We start from the raw sequence: 16,534 nt of genomic DNA, 5'->3' as shown, positions 1-16,534 counted from the left end.
GTTAGCATCCGCGCGAGCGGTAGCGAGCGCGGTTCACTGCTGTCGAACGCCGACGGCGTGAGACAGCAGGTCGTTTTTAGTCCAGGTTTTTGCGATGGGGATGCCCGCAGGCAGCTTCGCTGCCGAGGACATCCCCCGACGTAAAAAAGTGGTTAGAACTCGTTACAGACCGGAATCCCGACGGTGTCGTAGTCGCCCATGGACTCGATGACGTCGGGGACTTCCTCGAGCGAGACGGTCTCGGTGACGATCTTCCCGGGGTCGATCTTCCCGCGGTCCATCATGCGGAAGATCTCCTGATACTGGTTCGGGGGCATCCCGAACGAGCCCTTGAAGTCCCGCTCGTCCATGACGATGTTGTCGACCGGGAGCGAGACGTTCCCGCCTTCTTCGGAGGTGGTGAGCCCGATCTGGAGGTGCTGACCGCCCTTGCCCAGGGAGTTCACGGAGTTCTGGCAGGTCTCGGCGACGCCCAGCGCGTCCACGGAGATGTCGACGCCGCGAGAGGACTCGGTGAACTGCTTGACCGCCTGGGGCACGTCTTTGACGTCGTTGGCGTTGAGCGTCTCGTCGGCGCCCAGCTCTTCGGCCTTGTCGAGTTTCTCGTCGATGATGTCGATGCCGATGACGTTCGCGCCGAGGGCTTCGGCGATGTGGACGGCAGAGAGGCCGACGCCACCCAGACCGTGGACGGCCACCCAGTCGCCGGGGTTGATGTCGACGCGGTGGGCCAGCCCGTGGAACGCGGTGGCGAACCGGCAGCCGAGCGCGGCGACGTCGACGGGGTCGACGTTCTCGGGGAGCTTGATGGCGTTGTGGTCGGCTTTCCGGACGGGGAACCGTTCGGCGAAGGCACCGGGGGCCATCTTCAGGAAGCCCAGCGGGACGACCTGTTCGCAGATGTTTCCGCGGCCGTTCCGGCAGTGGTGACAGGTGCCGTCAGAGAGATTGAACGGGACGGTCACCTGGTCGCCTTCGCGGAACCGCTCGACGTTGTCCCCTACTTCGACGACGGTGCCGGCCGGTTCGTGGCCGAAGACGAGTCCGTCGGTCGGCATCACGCCGATCCAGGACCAGTCGCCTTTCCAGGCGTGCCAGTCGCTGCGGCAGATCCCACACGCTTCGGTCTCGACGATGATCTGGTCCTCCTCGGCTGTCGGCTCTTCTACGTCCTCGATTTGGAGGGGCTCCTCCACCCCGTGAAAGACTGCTGCTTTCATCCACCCCTAACCTGCAAATACATCCTTATAAATCATTGGTGGGGTATATCATACGCCTCTCTATTCAGGGGCCGGGTGTTATGCAGGGTTTCACGGTTGTCAACTGTTCATGCATTCTTTCGGCAACAATATCCGGTGATCGGCCGATCGCGGCGCTCGCGCGCGCTCCGATCATGAGTGCGATTGACGGGCAAAGATAGCTGTTCCAACAGGTGTCCGATCGGGGAATGGTTCGCGTCCAGAGCGCCCTCGCGGGTGCATCTGTTCGTGTCTCGATCGATCTCCTAGTCTTAGTGAGGAGTGTGGTTTTCCCACAACCACGTTAAAAGTAACCGTGTACCAATGGAGAATCCTGAACGAGACGACGGAGAGAGTACGTTAGCATCCGCGCGAGCGGTAGCGAGCGCGGTTCACTGCTGTCGAACGCCGACGGCGTGAGACAGCAGGTCGTTTTTAGTCCAGGTTTTTGCGATGGGGATGCCCGCAGGCAGCTTCGCTGCCGAGGACATCCCCCGACGTAAAAAAGTGGTTAGAACTCGTTACAGACCGGAATCCCGACGGTGTCGTAGTCGCCCATGGACTCGATGACGTCGGGGACTTCCTCGAGCGAGACGGTCTCGGTGACGATCTTCCCGGGGTCGATCTTCCCGCGGTCCATCATGCGGAAGATCTCGTCGTACTGGTTCGGCGGGATGCCGTAGGAGCCGACGATCTCGCGTTCGTCGTAGACGAGGTTGTCCATCGGAATGGGGATGTGGCCGCCGTCCTCGCCTTCGGTCATCCCGATCTGGAGGTGCTGGCCGGTCTTGCCCAGCGAGTTAAAGGCGTTCTGGCAGGTTTCTGGCACGCCGAGCGCATCCACGGCGATGTCCACACCTTTGGAGGACTCGGTGAACTGCTTGACTGCCTGGGGAACGTCCTTGACGTCGTTGGCGTTGAGCGTCTCGTCGGCGCCCAACTCTTCGGCCTTGTCGAGTTTCTCGTCGATGATGTCGACGCCGATGACGTTCGCGCCCAGCGCGTTCGCGACGTGGACGGCCGAGAGGCCGACGCCGCCGAGACCGTGGACGGCCACCCAGTCGCCGGCGGTGAGGTCGACGCGGTGGACGAGCCCGTGGAAGGCGGTGGCGAACCGGCAGCCGAGACCGGCGATCTCGACGGGGTCGACGCTGTCGGGCTGTTTGACGACGTTGAAGTCGGCTTCGCGGACGGGGAACCGCTCGGCGAACGCGCCGGGCGCCGGTTTGATGAAGCCGAGCGGCATCAGGCGCTCACAGACGTTGGCGTGCCCAGAGCGGCAGTGCTCGCAGGTGCCGTCGCCGAGACAAAATGGGACGGTGACGCTGTCGCCTTCGCGGAATCGTTCGACGTCGTCGCCCACCTCGGCGACGGTGCCGGCCGGTTCGTGGCCGAAGATGAGGCCGTCCATCGGGATGACGCCCATGTGATCCCAGTCGCCCTTCCAGGCGTGCCAGTCGCTGCGGCAGATCCCACACGCTTCGGTCTCGACGACGATCTGGTCGTCGTCGGCTGTCGGCGGTTCCACCTCTTCGATCTGGAGCGGCTCCTCCACCCCGTGAAAGACTGCTGCTTTCATACAACACCACGGCTGTAAATACTCTGTAATAAACTCTTGGTAGGGCTTATCAAACGCCTGTTTACCCAGGGTGGCCACGTTATACTCGAAATCGGGGTGGTTCTTGGTAACGCGCCAGTACGGGCGAAATCGGCGGCAAATCGGGGAATTGACCGCTCGCGCGCGCTCGCTCAGACGCTCGTGAGGGAGACCCCGTCGGCCATGACGAGGCCGCCGAGACCGACGCGGAGAACGGCGTGGAAACCTGCCCCGAGTGCGGGTGGGTCAAGTCCCAGGGCGCGGACTGAGGGGGTTGGCGGGCAGTTCAGGCTTGAAAAGCTTAAACCGTCTCCCCACCGAAGGACCGCACATGAGTGACAACGAGGGCAGGAAGGACCTCCGCATGCCCGACGACGACGAGGTGTTCGCCGTCGTCCTGGACATGCTCGGTGCGAATCGCGTCCGCGTGCGCTGTATGGACGGGCAGACACGAACCGCTCGCATCCCGGGGAAGATGCAGAAACGCATCTGGATCCGCGAAGACGACGTCGTCCTCGTCGAACCGTGGGACTGGCAGGACGAGAAGGCCGACATCACCTGGCGCTACGACAAGCAGGAAGCCGACCAGCTCAAGGAGGAGGGTCACATTCAGGAGTAGCGCTCGCATGAACGCGATTCCGCAGCGCGGCGGCGGTCGACCGCTGGACCGACGGCGAGCAGGCCCATGAGTCGGGGGACGCTCTCGTGACAGAATCCTTCGAGCTCGTCGACACCGAGGACGTCGACTCGCCGGGTGACGAGTGGGAAGAGATCGACGTCGCCGACACGGAAGCCGATCGCATCGCCCGCCGTCGGGACCGCGAGTTCAGCGAATTCCGCAAACGCATCAAGGACGCCGACCAGTTCAAGGTCGAGGCCTCCGTTTTCGACGACGCCACCTTCGCCGCGCTGTACAAACTCGTTCAGGACGGCTACATCGACGCCTTTGGCGGTCCCATCTCGACGGGCAAAGAGGCGAACGTCTACTCCGCGCTCGGCGGGGAAACGGCCGCCGACGTGCTCGACGTCGACGACAATCCCGAAGTCGCCGTCAAGGTCTACCGCATCAACGCCTCGGACTTCCGGGACATGCGAGGGTATCTCGACGGCGACCCCCGGTTCGAGGGGATCGGTCACGACAAGAAACAGATCGTTCAGGCGTGGGTCCGCAAGGAGTTCGCGAACCTCACACGCGCTCGGAAGGCCGGCGTCCGCGTCCCCGAACCCATGGCCGTCGAGCGGAACGTCCTCGTCATGGAACTGCTCGGCCTCGACACCGGGCGGGCCAAACGCCTCAGCGAGGTCCACGTCGAGAACCCCGAAACGGCCTACGAGGTCATCCGTGAGTACATGCGCCGCCTGTACGACGCCGGCCTGGTCCACGGCGACCTCTCGGAGTACAACGTCATCCTCCACGGCGAGGAACTGGTCGTCATCGACCTCGGCCAGGCCGTGACTGTCCATCACCCCAACAGCCGCGAGTTCCTCGAACGCGACTGTCACAACGTCGCCGCGTTCTTCCGCCGCCAGGGAATGGACGTGACCGACGAGGACCTGCTCGCGTTCGTCACCGACGACACGTCCGACTGACTGCGTCTCCGACCGTTCGGAGGCCGTCGTTGTCTCTCGATTCACCGTTCTCGAACGTGGCTGTGACCCCGTCACGACTGACAAATATTAATGGATTTTCTATATGTAACCTGAGAATATGTTTTTGATTCTTAATGTGGTAGCTGTCAGCATGAGCCGCATTGACCGCGATCTCATCGAGCAGGCGCTGGACATCCTTTCCGAACATCGCGGGAGTGACAACAGCATCTCCTCCGAGGAACTGAACCGGCGACTCGGGGTCGCGGAGACGGATTCCTTCGAGGGCAAGGAGGTGTTGCAGTACCTGCTGTACGAGGAGGGCATCCCGATCGCGGCGACTCGAAGCGGGTATTTCCTGATCGACAGCAAACGGGAGCTTCACAGATACGTACAGACGCTTCACCGCAGCCAGTTCCGAACGGAGAAACGCGAACAGGCGGCAAAGCGGGCGTTCGACAGCGAGTTCGACATCGAGAAGGTGTCCGCCGACGATCTCGTTCCCCAGTGAGACGCTGTTTCGGTCGCACTCACCCGTCGTGAGCGACTGCTCCCCGTGACTACGCGATTGCCGGCAGGACGTCGCTCTCGTAGGTCTCGAACAGGCCCGCAACGTCCGTTCCGATCTGGTGGACGACGACGTGATCGAAGCCGGCGTCTGCGAACTTCTCGACGTTCTCGACGTGCGTGGCCGGGTCCGGGTCAGTGACCAGGCTCCCGTTTTCGATGTCCGCCTTCGAGACCATCTGACAGGCCTGCTCGAAGTGGGCTGGCGTGGATAGTTGCGACCCCAGTTCGCCGGGCAGTGCCGTGTTCGGCCAGCGCTCGGTGGCGACGTCGACGGCCTGCTCTCGGGTTTCCTCGTAGGAGACGCTCAACTGGCCGTAGGCCGGCCCCTCTCCGCCAGCGTCGGTGTACGCCGCAAGGGTCTGTTCCTGTGGGCCGACGGTGTACAGCCCGTCGGAGAACTCCGCGACGGTCGCTGCCGCCGTGGGACCGTACGCCGATCCGTAGATGGGCGGTGGCTCCTCGGGCAGCGTGAACAGTTGCGCGTTCTCGACGGTGAAGTGCTCTCCGTCGTGGGTAAGTTCGTCGCCGGTCCAGAGCGCCCGGACGACGTAGACGGCCTCTCGAAGCATTTCGAGCCGTTTGACGATCGGTGGCCAGTGGTCGCCGTGGACGTGTTCGTTCAACCGCTCCCCGGAGCCGACGCCGAAGAAAAAGCGTCCGTCACTCATCGCCGCGGTCGTCGCGGTGGCCTGTGCGAGGTTGGCGGGGTGGTACCGCATCGACGGACAGGTCACGCCCGTCCCGATGCCGATCTCCTCGGTCGCGCGTGCGACGCCGCCGAGGGTCGTCCAGACGAACGGGCTCTCGCCCTGGACCGGGAGCCACGGATGGTAGTGGTCCGAGACCGCGACGAAGTCGAACCCGGCCTCTTCGGCCCGGACCGCCTGTTCGACGAGTTCGTTGGGTCCGTACAGTTCGCTCGACAGCGCGAAGCCGACCGCAGTCATCGCCGCTCTCCTGTCGCGCTCGCGGTCTCCCAGTTACGTTCCATCGTACCTTCGGTGTCAACGTTCCCGGGCTTAAGCGACCGGCCGAGATATGCAACGTCCCTGGCGGCCGTCCACGTCCGTCAGCGATGGCGATTCCCTCGTCGGAACTGCCTTCTGCCGACTCGATATTCGTCACGTGCGAAGGCTTAAAACGGCGCGACCACGTAGCCTGCAGTATATTTATGCAACATGTGAAGATTCCGCAGGACCGCATCGGCGTGCTCATCGGCGAAGGGGGAGAGACGATGCGTGAGATCGAAGAGCGCGCGGAGGTCCGACTCGACATCGACAGCGAGACCGGTCAGGTTCGCGTCGAGACGGTCGGGGATCCCATCACGGGGCTCAAAGGGCCGGACATCGTGAAGGCCATCGGCCGTGGATTCGCGCCCGAGGAAGCCCTGGCGCTGCTGGACGACGAGATGATGATGTTCGACATCATCGACATCAAAGCCGCCTCGCGCAACGAGAAGGACCTCCGTCGGAACAAGGGTCGCCTCATCGGCGAGGACGGTCGCACCCGGGAACTCATGGCGGAACTGTCCGGTGCTGCGGTCGTCATCTACGGCTCGACGCTCGGGATCATCGGCCAACCCGAACAGGTCGACACCGTGCGCGAGGCCGCCGAGATGATCCTCGACGGCGCGCCCCACGGCTCGGTCTACTCGTTCCTCGAACGCCGCCACAACGAGATGAAACACAAGGGAATGGAGTACCACCAGTTCACGGGCTAATTCCCTCGATAATTACCCCTGCTCCCTTCGTTCGCGGGGACGCTGGCTACTTCGGTTTGCTACTCGTCGTCGTCGAGTGAGATGTCGCCGATCGCGTCCGCGATGTCGTCGTCTTCCGCGCCCTCTTCTGGCTCGCCGGTCGCTCCTTGCGGGTCGTCCATCTCGGCGGACTCGACTTTCGATTCGAACCCGCCTGCGAGACTCGCACCGTCGTCGGCACCGCTTTCGGGAGTGGTACCGCTCGCCGCGTCCAGGCTGGCGCCACTGCTCGACGCACCGCCGAGGTCCGCCTCGGGGTTCGTCGGGGTGTCGAGGTCGAGTTGCCGCTCGAGGAGTTTGACTCGCTCTTCGAGTTCTGAGACGCGGCTCGCAACCGCTGGTGCCTGCGTCGAGGCCAGGTCCGACATCGGTCGGTGTGCGATGATCCACCGCAGATACGCCGCCCGGTCGTCGAACCCCTGTAGCGACGCTTCGTCGTCCAACTCCTCGACCAGGTCGTCGGCCAGTTCCACTCGAATCTCCATTGGCTGACAGTATGCGAACGACCTACGTAAATCCCGGTATCGATTCGCCCGCCGTGTCGCTGCCACGGCCGCCCTCGCGGGATTTAAACCCACGCCCTGTCACGTTCTCCCACGGATCGCGGGGACGGTCCCGTAAGGCGGTTCTGCCTGCTGTGAACACAACGTTTATATAGAATGGCAATACAACCATTTGCTTGAATATGGCTCAGCAGATGGGTAACCAGCCCCTCATCGTACTTTCCGAGGAGAGTCAGCGAACCTCCGGGAAGGACGCCCAGTCGATGAACATCACGGCCGGCAAAGCGGTTGCCGAGTCCGTGCGCACGACACTCGGTCCGAAAGGAATGGACAAGATGCTCGTCGGAGACACCGGCAGCGTCGTCGTCACGAACGACGGCGTCACCATCCTCGACGAGATGGACATCGAGCACCCGGCCGCGAACATGATCGTCGAGGTCGCCCAGACCCAGGAAGACGAGGTCGGTGACGGCACCACGACGGCCGTCGTCATCACGGGCGAACTCCTCACGAAGGCCGAGGACCTCCTCGACCAGGACATCCACGCCACCATCCTGGCACAGGGGTACCGCCAGGCAGCCGAGAAGGCAAAGGAGATCCTCGAGGACATCGCCATCGAGGTCGACGAGGACGACACCGACATCCTCGAGCAGATCGCCGCCACCGCGATGACCGGCAAGGGCGCCGAGTCCGCCAAGGACACGCTCGCCTCGCTGGTCGTCGACTCCGTCCGCGCCGTCGCCGACGAGGAAGGCGTCGACACGGACAACATCAAAGTCGAGAAGGTCGTCGGCAGCTCCATCGACCAGTCCGAACTGGTCGAGGGCGTCATCGTGGACAAGGAGCGCGTCCACGACAACATGCCCTACGCCGTCGAGGACGCCGACGTCGCCCTGCTCGACACCGCCATCGAGGTGCCCGAGACCGAGCTCGACACCGAGGTCAACGTCACCGACCCGGACCAGCTCCAGCAGTTCCTCGACCAGGAAGAGAAGCAGCTCAAAGAGATGGTCGACAACATCTCCGAGGCTGGCGCCGACGTCGTCTTCTGCCAGAAGGGCATCGACGACATGGCCCAGCACTACCTGGCCCAGGAGGGCATTCTCGCCGTCCGTCGCGCCAAGAAGTCCGACATCAAGGCGCTCGCCCGCTCGACGGGCGCTCGCGTCGTCTCCAACATCGCGGACATCACCGAGGACGACCTCGGCTTCGCCGGCTCCGTCGCCGAGAAGGACGTCGGCGGCGACCAGCGCATCTTCGTCGAGGACGTCGAGGACGCGAAGGCCGTCACGATGATCCTCCGCGGCGGCACCGACCACGTCGTCGACGAGGTCGAGCGCGCGATCGACGACTCGCTCGGTGTCGTCTCCGTCACGCTCGAGGACGGTCAGGTCCTCCCCGGTGGCGGTGCTCCCGAGACGGAACTCGCCCTCGGTCTGCGTGACTACGCCGACTCCGTGGGTGGCCGCGAGCAGCTGGCCGTCGAGGCGTTCGCCGACGCCATCGACGTCATCCCGCGCACCCTCGCAGAGAACGCCGGGCTCGACCCCATCGACTCGCTGGTCGACCTCCGCAGCAAGCACGACGGCGGCGACACCACGACCGGTCTCGACGCCTACACCGGTGACGTCGTCGACATGGAAGACGACGGCGTCGTCGAACCGCTCCGCGTCAAGACCCAGGCCGTCGAGTCCGCGACGGAGGCCGCTGTCATGATCCTCCGCATCGACGACGTCATCGCAGCCGGCGACCTGAAGGGCGGCGCGTCCGACGACGAGGACGACGGACCTGCAGGCGGCCCAGGCGGCGCACCCGGCGGCATGGGTGGCGGCATGGGCGGCATGGGCGGTATGGGCGGCGGCATGGGCGGCATGATGTGAAGTCGGCCGTCTAAGCCACTTTACTACGCCACTCCGTCATCCCACTGCACCGCTCGCTGACCGACTACACTTTTATCGACGCGCTGTCCGAGGAGCGACCGCTCTCCGTTTCCGTCAGTTCTCGGAGGGTTTTTCCCGCACGCAAGGTGCGTTCCAGATAGGATGACTCGCTCTCCGCTGCCGAACGCACTCCGTCCCTCCACGCGGATGTCGACTCTTCGGCTCGCTGTCGCTCTGCTCGTCGTGGTGACCGGTCTGTCGGTCGCCGCGTCGTTCGCGACCTACGACACGGCCGCAACCCAGGGGTCGGCACCCGGCGTCGGCGGGACGCTCGTCGCGACCATCGACGCCACCGGACCGGGCCAGATCGTCGCCTACCACCCCAACGGCTCGGTCATGTACCACAACGAGACGTACGGCATCTACCACGACGTGGACCCCGCGCCGACGGGGTCGGATACGGTCGAGTACGTCGCCACGTATCACAACGAGAGCGACGCCTGTGCCGGCGAGACCTGCTCGGTCGACGTCGTCGAGCGGGTGAACCTGACGACCGACGAGACGACGCGCCTGCACACGATCGTCGACACGGAGAACGGCTCCTCGGACGATCACGACGTCGACCGCATCAACGAGTCGGTGCTGCTGTTCGCGAACATCAACTACCCGGACAGCGTCTTCATGGTGAACACCACCACCGACGAGACCATCTGGGAGTGGCGGGTCTCGGAAGACTACGCGCCCGAGAGCGGCGGGAGCTACCCCGGCGACTGGACCCATCTGAACGACGTGGAGTATCTCCCCGACGGCCGCGTCATGGTCGACTTGCGCAACCAGGACCAGGTCGTGTTCGTCGACCCTGGGGCGGGGCTCCAGGAGAACTGGACGCTGGGCGCGGACGGCGACCACGAGATCCTCTACGAACAGCACAATCCCGATTACATCCCCGAAGCCCGGGGCGGTCCGGCGGTCGTGGTCGCTGACAGCGAGAACAACCGCATCGTCGAGTACCAGCGCGAGGACGGAGAGTGGCAGCGGTCCTGGCGGTGGGCGGACTCGCGGCTGAGCTGGCCGCGGGACGCTGACCGGCTGCCCGACGGGCGGACGCTGATCGCGGATTCGCACGGATCGCGCATCCTCACCGTGAACCGGAACGGCTCCGTCTCGTGGAGCCGTGACTTCCCGGACGGCGTCTACGACGTGGAAATCCTCGAAACGGGTGACGAGAGCGCGAACGGGTCCAGCGCCGCGGCGCTCGGCCTGGAGTCCGGCGGGGTCGGGGTCGGCTGGACCGCCACGTTCGCACGGCTTCCGCGACTCGTCCCGCCGGTCGTGCTGCACGGGCTGCTGTACTCGCTCCCGCTGTGGGTGACGCCGTTCGACGCGTTCCTGCTCGTCGTCTCGGGCGTGGCCGTCGCCCTGCTCGGCGTCGGGGAAGCGGTCCGCTGGTACCGGTCCTCGTAGGTGGCAACGACGAGCCTAACGCCATGGCGATCTGGGAGTCTCGTCACGGCGACATGACATCCGGTAACTGAGGCCGCTGGTTCCCCTCCCCGCTGCTTTTTCGCTGCTCAGATGTCGATGTCGACGCCTGCTTCCTCACAGCTCCGTTTGAGATCTGCCCGGAGCTGCGTGGCGGTCTCGTAGCGGACGAGCTTTCGCTTCGCCGTCGCTTTCCAGATCACGTCGTCGACAGCGTCTGGGAGCGCCGGATTCACCTCGGTCGGTGCCGGGGGCTCGGCGGTCAGCACCTGTTCATGGACCTCGGACTCGCCGCCCTCGAAGGGAGCACGGTCGGTGAACAGCCGGTAGAGCACGGTGCCGAGCTGGTAGACGTCCGTCGAGTGGTCGATGCTCCCGTAGCGAGCGTCGAAGTACTCGGGCGCAGCGTACCGCAAGTCGAGGTACTCGCCGAGGTCGAAGTACTCGCGGAGCGCGAACAGGAGACCGACGTTGTCGAGTTTGGGGCGCCACGCCACGGTGAGCGCGTCGCCGGACCTGACGACGTTCCCGGGGTCGATGCCGGCGTGGACGACGCCCTGACGGTGGCAGTCGGCGACGCTCTCGGCCAGGTGCAGTCCACAGCGGAGTCGCGCGGCGACGCTCGGCGGAGTCCACTCGGAAATCGGTTCCTCGACCGGCTCGGTGGCGAGCCAGGGTCGCGGGTCCGCTGCCCAGTCGTGGACCGTGACGACGCCCTCGATCGCGGACGCTCCCTGCCAGCGAGCGAGTTGCTCACCGACGGTCGCGGCGTAATCGCCGTCGTCCGCGTCGCTGTCCGGTCGGTCGAGGAGCCGGAGGGCGATTCCCGACTCCTCGGAGCCGGTGCGCGCTCGCGCGCGGACGGTGTCGGCGTAGCGCCTGCCGTCGCGGGGTAACACGACCTCCAAGTCGTCGAAGCGGCACTGCGATCGGATCGTCTCGAAGAGGTCCGACCCCTCGATGTGTTCGATGTCGGCTCGCTTTTGCTGCGTGGCGGACCATGGGGCCGCGCGGTCAGTGGGGTCTGGCGCCGCATCGTCGGTCTGGTCCTCGCTCTCCTGGTCCGCGTCGCGTCGGTCGGGGTCACCGCCACCGGTGGTCGACGCGTCGTCCATCGCTCGTTCGATGACCGTCGGGACCTCGCCGGGGGTCTCGACGAGCTGTCGGTTGCCGTCGAGCGCCGTCGTCAGAAAGTCGGCGCTGCTTCCGTACGTCGGGATGATCGTCTTCCCGTCGTGGTCCTCGCGAAAGACGACCGCGTCGTCGTTGTCGTCGTCTCCGGCCGGGAGGGCCAGCGCACCGTCGTGGTCCGCCGAGAGGGCGTCCGGGTCGACGTCGCGCTCGGTGAGTACCGGACGGACGAGGTCGGGATATCGGTCGAGGAGGACGACGAGGACGTTGCGAACGTCGTCGCTCGCGTCGCGGTTGGCGACGAGGTAGCCGACGAGGCCGGGCAGTGCGTTGGGCTGGTCGCGCGCGAGGAGTCTGATCGCCCAGGTGCTGGAAAACCGGATCGTCGGGTCCTCGTCGGCGAGCCCGGCGACGAGCGACCGGCGCAGGTCGGCGTCCGCGAGGTCCGGCTGCTCGTCGGGCGTCGAAAGTAGCGTCCGCAGCACGGAGCGCGGGTCCGTCCACGGTCGCGAACTCTCGTCGTCCGGACTGCGCGCGTTCGTGCCCATCGTCTCAATACTGTACGTCTCGCTACATCAACGTTGGTCAGACACGCGTGTGACGGTCGTGACGACTGGTTGACGTGTCCCGGCGCGTATCGAAACCGTTGACTCGCGCGCCGGTCTGGCTGCGACCGTGTCGCTGCTCTCAGTGCTGACTTCGGCTGTTCTCCCGGTCGTCGCCGTGGCCGGCGTCGGCTACGTTCTCGGCTCGGTCCGCGACGTCAACGTCGAACCGCTCTCGACGGTGACCATCTTCGTCCTCGCGCCGGCGCTCGTCTTCTACAGCCTGCTGACCACGCCGATCTCCGGGTCGACGGTCGCTCGCCTGTTCGGCGGCGTCGTGGCCTTCACGGTCGCGATCGTCGCCATTGCGGAGGGCGCCGGGCGCTTCCTCGGCGAACGGGAACCGATCCTGGGCGCGTTCGTGCTCACGAGCACCTTCTCGAACGCCGGCAACTACGGGATTCCCCTCTCCGCGTTCGCCTTCGGCGCGCTCGGCCGCAGCACTGCCGTGCTGTACATCGCCGTCCAGTCTGTCCTGATGTACACCGTCGGCGTCTACGTCGCCTCCCGCGGGCAGGCCGCGTCGATGCGCGGCGCCCTCGGGAAGGTGTTCCGCCTCCCGCTCGTCTACGCCGTCGTCGCAGCCGGGGTGGTTCGCGCGTTCGATCTCGCGCCGCCGACTGACACGGCTGCCATGGAGACGATCAGGCTCACCGGCGAGGCGGCGATCCCCGTGATGTTGCTGATGCTCGGCATCCAGCTCGCGGGACCGGTCGGGGGCGCGACGGTCCGGCGCGTCGCGCCGGCGACGGTTCTCAAACTGCTCGTCGCGCCAATCGTGGCACTCGGTGTCGCCCTCGGCGTCGGTCTCACCGGGACCGTCGGCCGCGTGTTCGTCCTGGAGTGTGCCATGCCGGCCGCGGTGACGCCGCTCATGCTCACGATCGAGTTCGGCGACGGCGCCCGGGAGTTCTCCGCGGCTGATTACGTGAGCACGACCATCCTCGTCAGCACACTCGGGAGTCTGGTGACGCTGACGGCGCTGATCGCCGTCCTCCAGTCCGGGGCGCTCCTGTGAGTTCCGTCCGGGGACCGAACGGGCACCTCACTGTGGGGTCCTGGATTCGATGTCGCTCAGGTCCTCGTCGAGCGCGCGGAGGACGTCCCGGTCGCGCGGTCCGTCCGTCCAGGAGTGGCGGTAGGTCGTGACGTCGAGACCGATTGCAGCCCCGACGAGCAAGGACGGGTCGGGTTCGCTGTCGCTGAACCCGTCTCTGCGAAACGCGTCCTCGAACTCGTCGCTTCGGGCCCAGCCGTGCCACGTGGCCTCGGCATCGTCGCCGACGACCGCGATCACGCGCTCGTCGGCGAGCCAGTCGACGGCCTGCTTTGCACCGACGTCGGTGTCGTCGGGGACGACGACGAGATCTGCGTTGTTCGCGGCGCTCACGGTCGGAATCTCCTCTGGAACCGCCAGGTCGACGCCGTCGGCGACGAACACGGCGGTCTGGTGCAGGCTGGTGAATCGCAGATCGTCGGTCGATTCGCCACCGGGGAGGCCGCTGCAGCCAGCTACTGCACTGCCGACGACGGCACTCCCTCCCGTGAGCACTCGACGGCGCGTCAGCCGTCGCGTACTGTCTGCCTGTCGCCACCGTGCCGTCGAGCCGTCGTCACCGACTGGCTTGCGAGACATACCGAACACAGGTCGGCTCACTGACTAAACGGCTTCGTAGACTGAAATCATCGTTTGTCCCTGGGACGGCGTGACTACTGGGGAAACCCGATCGCTTCGCTTACGGGACCACCGAAAGACTGCGTCTTTCGAGCCGCCGCTCAGTCGTCGGTCTGCTCCCGCCTCCCGCGGTTCGACTCGCAGCCTCACCGCTCAGTCGTCGGTCTGCTCCCGTCTCCCGCGGTTCGGCTCGAAGCCTCACCGCTCAGTCGTCGGTCTGCTCCCGCCTCCCGCGGTTCGACTCGCAGCCTCACCGCTCAGTCGTCGGTCGGACTCGCCTCACCGACGTCCTCCGCCCCGGAACCCACGTCCTCTTCGGTGAGGTCTGCCTTCCGCCAGGTGCCGCGCTCGAACCAGAGGAACGCGATGACGGCCGCGGCGACGTTCGACACCGCGAAGGCCATCCAGATCCCCGTCGGACTGGGCGTCGAGAGGAACCAGTAGCCCTCGGGCGCGAGGCCGCGCGAGGCGAACCACGCGACAGGCAGGCGGATGACCGCCAGCATCGTGATCGAGACGGCGGCGGCGGTCAGCGTCTTCCCGGCCCCGCGGAAGCCGCCGGAGTAGGCGCGGACGACGCCGATGAACCCGAAGGTCGGCGCGACCCATCGGAGGAACGTCGCGCCCTCGCGGATCACGCCGGGCTCGTCGGTGAACAGGTCCATGACCGCGGGCGCGGCCGCGAAGATGACGACGCCGAGAAGCGCGAGAATCGCGAACGAGGCCTTCGCCGCGAAGTGATTCGCGGCGGCGGCGCGGTCGGGTTTCCCGGCCCCGATGTTCTGGCCGGTCATCGTCTCGACGCCGCGGTCGACGGCGATGGCGGGCATGAAGATCAGCGAGAACACGCGGACGCCGACGCCGAACGCCGCCTCGACGGTCACCGAGAACGTCGCGACGATAAAGAGCAGGGCGTTGACCGACAGCGCGCGGCCGGTCCCTTCGACGGACGCCGGCACGCCGATGCGGAGCAGGCGCTGGACGTATTCGAGGTCCGGCACCATCTCGCCCGGTCGGATGCGGACGCCTCTGGTTCCGGCGAGCATGATCGCCATCCCGACGACCATCGCGAGCCCGCGCGAGAAGACGGTGGCGACTGCTGCGCCCTGCACGCCCAGCGCTGGGAACGGCCCCCAGCCGAAGATGAGGAACGGGTCCAGCGCGATGTTCAACACGACGGTGCCGAACATCACCAGCATCGGCGTGATGGTGTCGCCGGCCCCGCGCATCAGCGAGATGAACACGAAGAAGCCGAACATGAACGGCAGCCCCAGCGCGACGACTTCCATGTACTCGGTCGCCAACAGGAGCACCCGTCCTTTCGCGCCCAGCAGTGCGAGAAACTCCTCGACGGCGAAGTAGCCGAGGACGCCCAGCAGCGCCGACGCGAGGAACGCGAACGTCACCGTCTGGGAGGCGGCGTACTCTGCCTTCCGAGGCTCGTCCGCGCCGGTGAACTGCGCGACGAGCACGCTGCCCGCCACCGCGAGTCCCATCCCCAGGGAGATGAGCAGGAACACGAGCGGGAACCCGAAGGTGATCGCCGCCAGCGGCTGCGGCGAGTCGAACTGCCCCAGCCAGAAGGTGTCGGCCAGGTTGTACATCACCTGCAACAGGTTCGTGATGATGATGGGAAAGGAGAGGAAAAAGAGCGGTTTGGCGATCTCGCCGCTCGTCAGGTCCAGTTCCTCCTGGCCCTTGAACAGACTGCCGAGACGCTCGCGGACGCTCATTCCGGCGTCACCTCCGTTGGGCCGTCGAGTCGACCGTTCTCACCAGCACAGTCCTCGGACACGAGGTGCGTGTCGACGTACGCACGGAGCATCCGCCGGGTGCAGTCGATGTCCTGGCCGACGGCGACCTGCTTGGTCTGTGCGCCGTCCAGCGTGGTCACGATGAACCGGGCAGTGTCAGCGGGGTCGACCGTGCGGAACTCGCCGGCCTCGATGCCGGCTGTGATGTACTCGCGGACGCGCTCGAAGACGAACGCGTCGAACGCTTCCAGCCGCTCGCGGATGTCGTCGTCGTAGGGTGCCTGGGCCTTCAGTTCGAGAATCGCCGTTTTGAACGCCACGCGCTCGTCGTCGTCCTCGGTCGGCGGCGAGAGCACGCTCTCGACGAACGCGTCGAGGCGCTCGGCGGGCGTCTCGCCGGCCGGGTCGGACACGCGGTCGGTGAACTCCTCGAAGAGATAGTCGAGAAACGCCACGAGCAGGTCGTGCTTGCTGTCGTAGTGGTAGTGCAGCGACGCTTTGCTCTTGTCCGTCTCGTCTGCGATGTCCTGCATCGTCAACTCGGCGTACCCGTGCTCGCAGAGGGCACGGTACGTCGCCGTCATGATCTCGGTAGAAACGTCGTCAGACATGGAGGGGATGGAAGTAACTAACTGACTGGTCAGTCAAAAGCGTTCGGAACTGGATGCGCGACTGGTGTGCTATTCCGAACCGCACGTGGGGCAAGCCGACGCCGGTCGGGGTCGATAACCGGTACCCCGGGTGGTGTATTGG

The 16,534-nt window shown here is 65.7% G+C and carries 15 protein-coding genes; 7 read left to right on the top strand and 8 right to left on the bottom strand.

Features of this window, described 5'->3' with window-relative positions; translation table 11 throughout:
- Window positions 1–152: 152 nt before the first annotated feature.
- Both MU553_RS11840 and MU553_RS11835 read right to left on the bottom strand, forming a co-directional pair.
- On the bottom strand, window positions 153–1,220 hold the full coding sequence (locus MU553_RS11840) for a zinc-dependent alcohol dehydrogenase family protein (RefSeq protein WP_247378080.1): 1,068 nt from the start codon (window positions 1,218–1,220) through the stop codon (window positions 153–155).
- A 529-nt stretch (window positions 1,221–1,749) separates the two neighbouring features.
- Window positions 1,750–2,817, bottom strand: coding sequence for a zinc-dependent alcohol dehydrogenase family protein (locus MU553_RS11835; protein ID WP_247376597.1), 1,068 nt, complete (start codon window positions 2,815–2,817; stop codon window positions 1,750–1,752).
- 349 nt (window positions 2,818–3,166) lie between these two features.
- Between MU553_RS11835 and eif1A the strand changes: the two genes are divergently transcribed.
- The 3 genes from eif1A to MU553_RS11820 all read left to right on the top strand — a co-directional run bounded on the left by eif1A (window position 3,167) and on the right by MU553_RS11820 (window position 4,933).
- Window positions 3,167–3,454: a translation initiation factor eIF-1A gene (eif1A, locus tag MU553_RS11830; protein WP_247376599.1), complete on the top strand. Its 288-nt coding sequence runs from the start codon at window positions 3,167–3,169 to the stop codon at window positions 3,452–3,454.
- An 86-nt stretch (window positions 3,455–3,540) separates the two neighbouring features.
- Window positions 3,541–4,425, top strand: coding sequence for a serine/threonine-protein kinase Rio1 (gene rio1 / locus MU553_RS11825; RefSeq protein WP_247376601.1), 885 nt, complete (start codon window positions 3,541–3,543; stop codon window positions 4,423–4,425).
- 151 nt (window positions 4,426–4,576) lie between these two features.
- The gene (locus MU553_RS11820) at window positions 4,577–4,933 is read left to right on the top strand and encodes a hypothetical protein (protein WP_247376603.1); all 357 of its coding nucleotides are present in this window, start codon (window positions 4,577–4,579) and stop codon (window positions 4,931–4,933) included.
- Window positions 4,934–4,982: 49 nt separating this feature from the next.
- Here MU553_RS11820 and MU553_RS11815 read toward each other — a convergent pair whose 3' ends face one another.
- The gene (locus MU553_RS11815) at window positions 4,983–5,939 is read right to left on the bottom strand and encodes a TIGR03557 family F420-dependent LLM class oxidoreductase (RefSeq protein WP_247376605.1); all 957 of its coding nucleotides are present in this window, start codon (window positions 5,937–5,939) and stop codon (window positions 4,983–4,985) included.
- Between the two features lie 224 nt (window positions 5,940–6,163).
- Between MU553_RS11815 and MU553_RS11810 the strand changes: the two genes are divergently transcribed.
- Window positions 6,164–6,712: a KH domain-containing protein gene (locus MU553_RS11810; protein ID WP_247376607.1), complete on the top strand. Its 549-nt coding sequence runs from the start codon at window positions 6,164–6,166 to the stop codon at window positions 6,710–6,712.
- 59 nt (window positions 6,713–6,771) lie between these two features.
- On the opposite strand, the gene MU553_RS11805 is transcribed toward MU553_RS11810, so the two are convergent.
- Window positions 6,772–7,236: a hypothetical protein gene (locus MU553_RS11805; protein ID WP_247376609.1), complete on the bottom strand. Its 465-nt coding sequence runs from the start codon at window positions 7,234–7,236 to the stop codon at window positions 6,772–6,774.
- Window positions 7,237–7,448: 212 nt separating this feature from the next.
- Between MU553_RS11805 and thsA the strand changes: the two genes are divergently transcribed.
- Window positions 7,449–9,134 (top strand): thermosome subunit alpha, encoded by a 1,686-nt coding sequence (gene thsA / locus MU553_RS11800; protein WP_247377555.1) that lies wholly within the window; start codon window positions 7,449–7,451, stop codon window positions 9,132–9,134.
- A gap of 162 nt (window positions 9,135–9,296) precedes the next feature.
- Window positions 9,297–10,598, top strand: coding sequence for an aryl-sulfate sulfotransferase (locus MU553_RS11795; protein ID WP_247376611.1), 1,302 nt, complete (start codon window positions 9,297–9,299; stop codon window positions 10,596–10,598).
- Between the two features lie 107 nt (window positions 10,599–10,705).
- On the opposite strand, the gene MU553_RS11790 is transcribed toward MU553_RS11795, so the two are convergent.
- Window positions 10,706–12,295, bottom strand: coding sequence for a serine/threonine protein kinase (locus MU553_RS11790; protein ID WP_247376613.1), 1,590 nt, complete (start codon window positions 12,293–12,295; stop codon window positions 10,706–10,708).
- A gap of 127 nt (window positions 12,296–12,422) precedes the next feature.
- On the opposite strand from MU553_RS11790, the gene MU553_RS11785 reads away from it, so the two are divergent.
- Window positions 12,423–13,370, top strand: a complete 948-nt coding sequence (locus tag MU553_RS11785) for an AEC family transporter (RefSeq protein ID WP_247376614.1) — start codon at window positions 12,423–12,425, stop codon at window positions 13,368–13,370.
- 27 nt (window positions 13,371–13,397) lie between these two features.
- Here the strand turns inward: MU553_RS11785 and MU553_RS11780 are convergent, their stop codons facing one another.
- The 3 genes from MU553_RS11780 to MU553_RS11770 form a co-directional block, all read right to left on the bottom strand.
- Window positions 13,398–13,988 (bottom strand): hypothetical protein, encoded by a 591-nt coding sequence (locus MU553_RS11780; protein ID WP_247376616.1) that lies wholly within the window; start codon window positions 13,986–13,988, stop codon window positions 13,398–13,400.
- Window positions 13,989–14,284: 296 nt separating this feature from the next.
- Window positions 14,285–15,760: an MATE family efflux transporter gene (locus tag MU553_RS11775; protein WP_247376617.1), complete on the bottom strand. Its 1,476-nt coding sequence runs from the start codon at window positions 15,758–15,760 to the stop codon at window positions 14,285–14,287.
- The gene (locus tag MU553_RS11770; protein ID WP_247376618.1) at window positions 15,757–16,392 is read right to left on the bottom strand and encodes a TetR/AcrR family transcriptional regulator; all 636 of its coding nucleotides are present in this window, start codon (window positions 16,390–16,392) and stop codon (window positions 15,757–15,759) included. Before MU553_RS11770 ends, MU553_RS11775 begins: the two co-directional genes overlap by 4 nt.
- Window positions 16,393–16,534 lie beyond the last annotated feature (142 nt).

The organism is Halorientalis brevis (assembly GCF_023077655.1).
This window is presented reverse-complemented; position numbering and strand designations above follow the sequence as displayed.

Coding starts and splice junctions, on each gene's coding strand:
- MU553_RS11840 (WP_247378080.1), bottom strand. CDS start 1,220: ATGAAAGCAGCAGTCTTTCACGGGGTGGAGGAGCCCCTCCAAATCGAG.
- MU553_RS11835 (WP_247376597.1), bottom strand. CDS start 2,817: ATGAAAGCAGCAGTCTTTCACGGGGTGGAGGAGCCGCTCCAGATCGAA.
- eif1A (WP_247376599.1), top strand. CDS start 3,167: ATGAGTGACAACGAGGGCAGGAAGGACCTCCGCATGCCCGACGACGAC.
- MU553_RS11820 (WP_247376603.1), top strand. CDS start 4,577: ATGAGCCGCATTGACCGCGATCTCATCGAGCAGGCGCTGGACATCCTT.
- MU553_RS11815 (WP_247376605.1), bottom strand. CDS start 5,939: ATGACTGCGGTCGGCTTCGCGCTGTCGAGCGAACTGTACGGACCCAAC.
- MU553_RS11810 (WP_247376607.1), top strand. CDS start 6,164: ATGCAACATGTGAAGATTCCGCAGGACCGCATCGGCGTGCTCATCGGC.
- MU553_RS11805 (WP_247376609.1), bottom strand. CDS start 7,236: ATGGAGATTCGAGTGGAACTGGCCGACGACCTGGTCGAGGAGTTGGAC.
- thsA (WP_247377555.1), top strand. CDS start 7,449: ATGGGTAACCAGCCCCTCATCGTACTTTCCGAGGAGAGTCAGCGAACC.
- MU553_RS11795 (WP_247376611.1), top strand. CDS start 9,297: ATGACTCGCTCTCCGCTGCCGAACGCACTCCGTCCCTCCACGCGGATG.
- MU553_RS11790 (WP_247376613.1), bottom strand. CDS start 12,295: ATGGGCACGAACGCGCGCAGTCCGGACGACGAGAGTTCGCGACCGTGG.
- MU553_RS11780 (WP_247376616.1), bottom strand. CDS start 13,988: ATGTCTCGCAAGCCAGTCGGTGACGACGGCTCGACGGCACGGTGGCGA.
- MU553_RS11775 (WP_247376617.1), bottom strand. CDS start 15,760: ATGAGCGTCCGCGAGCGTCTCGGCAGTCTGTTCAAGGGCCAGGAGGAA.
- MU553_RS11770 (WP_247376618.1), bottom strand. CDS start 16,392: ATGTCTGACGACGTTTCTACCGAGATCATGACGGCGACGTACCGTGCC.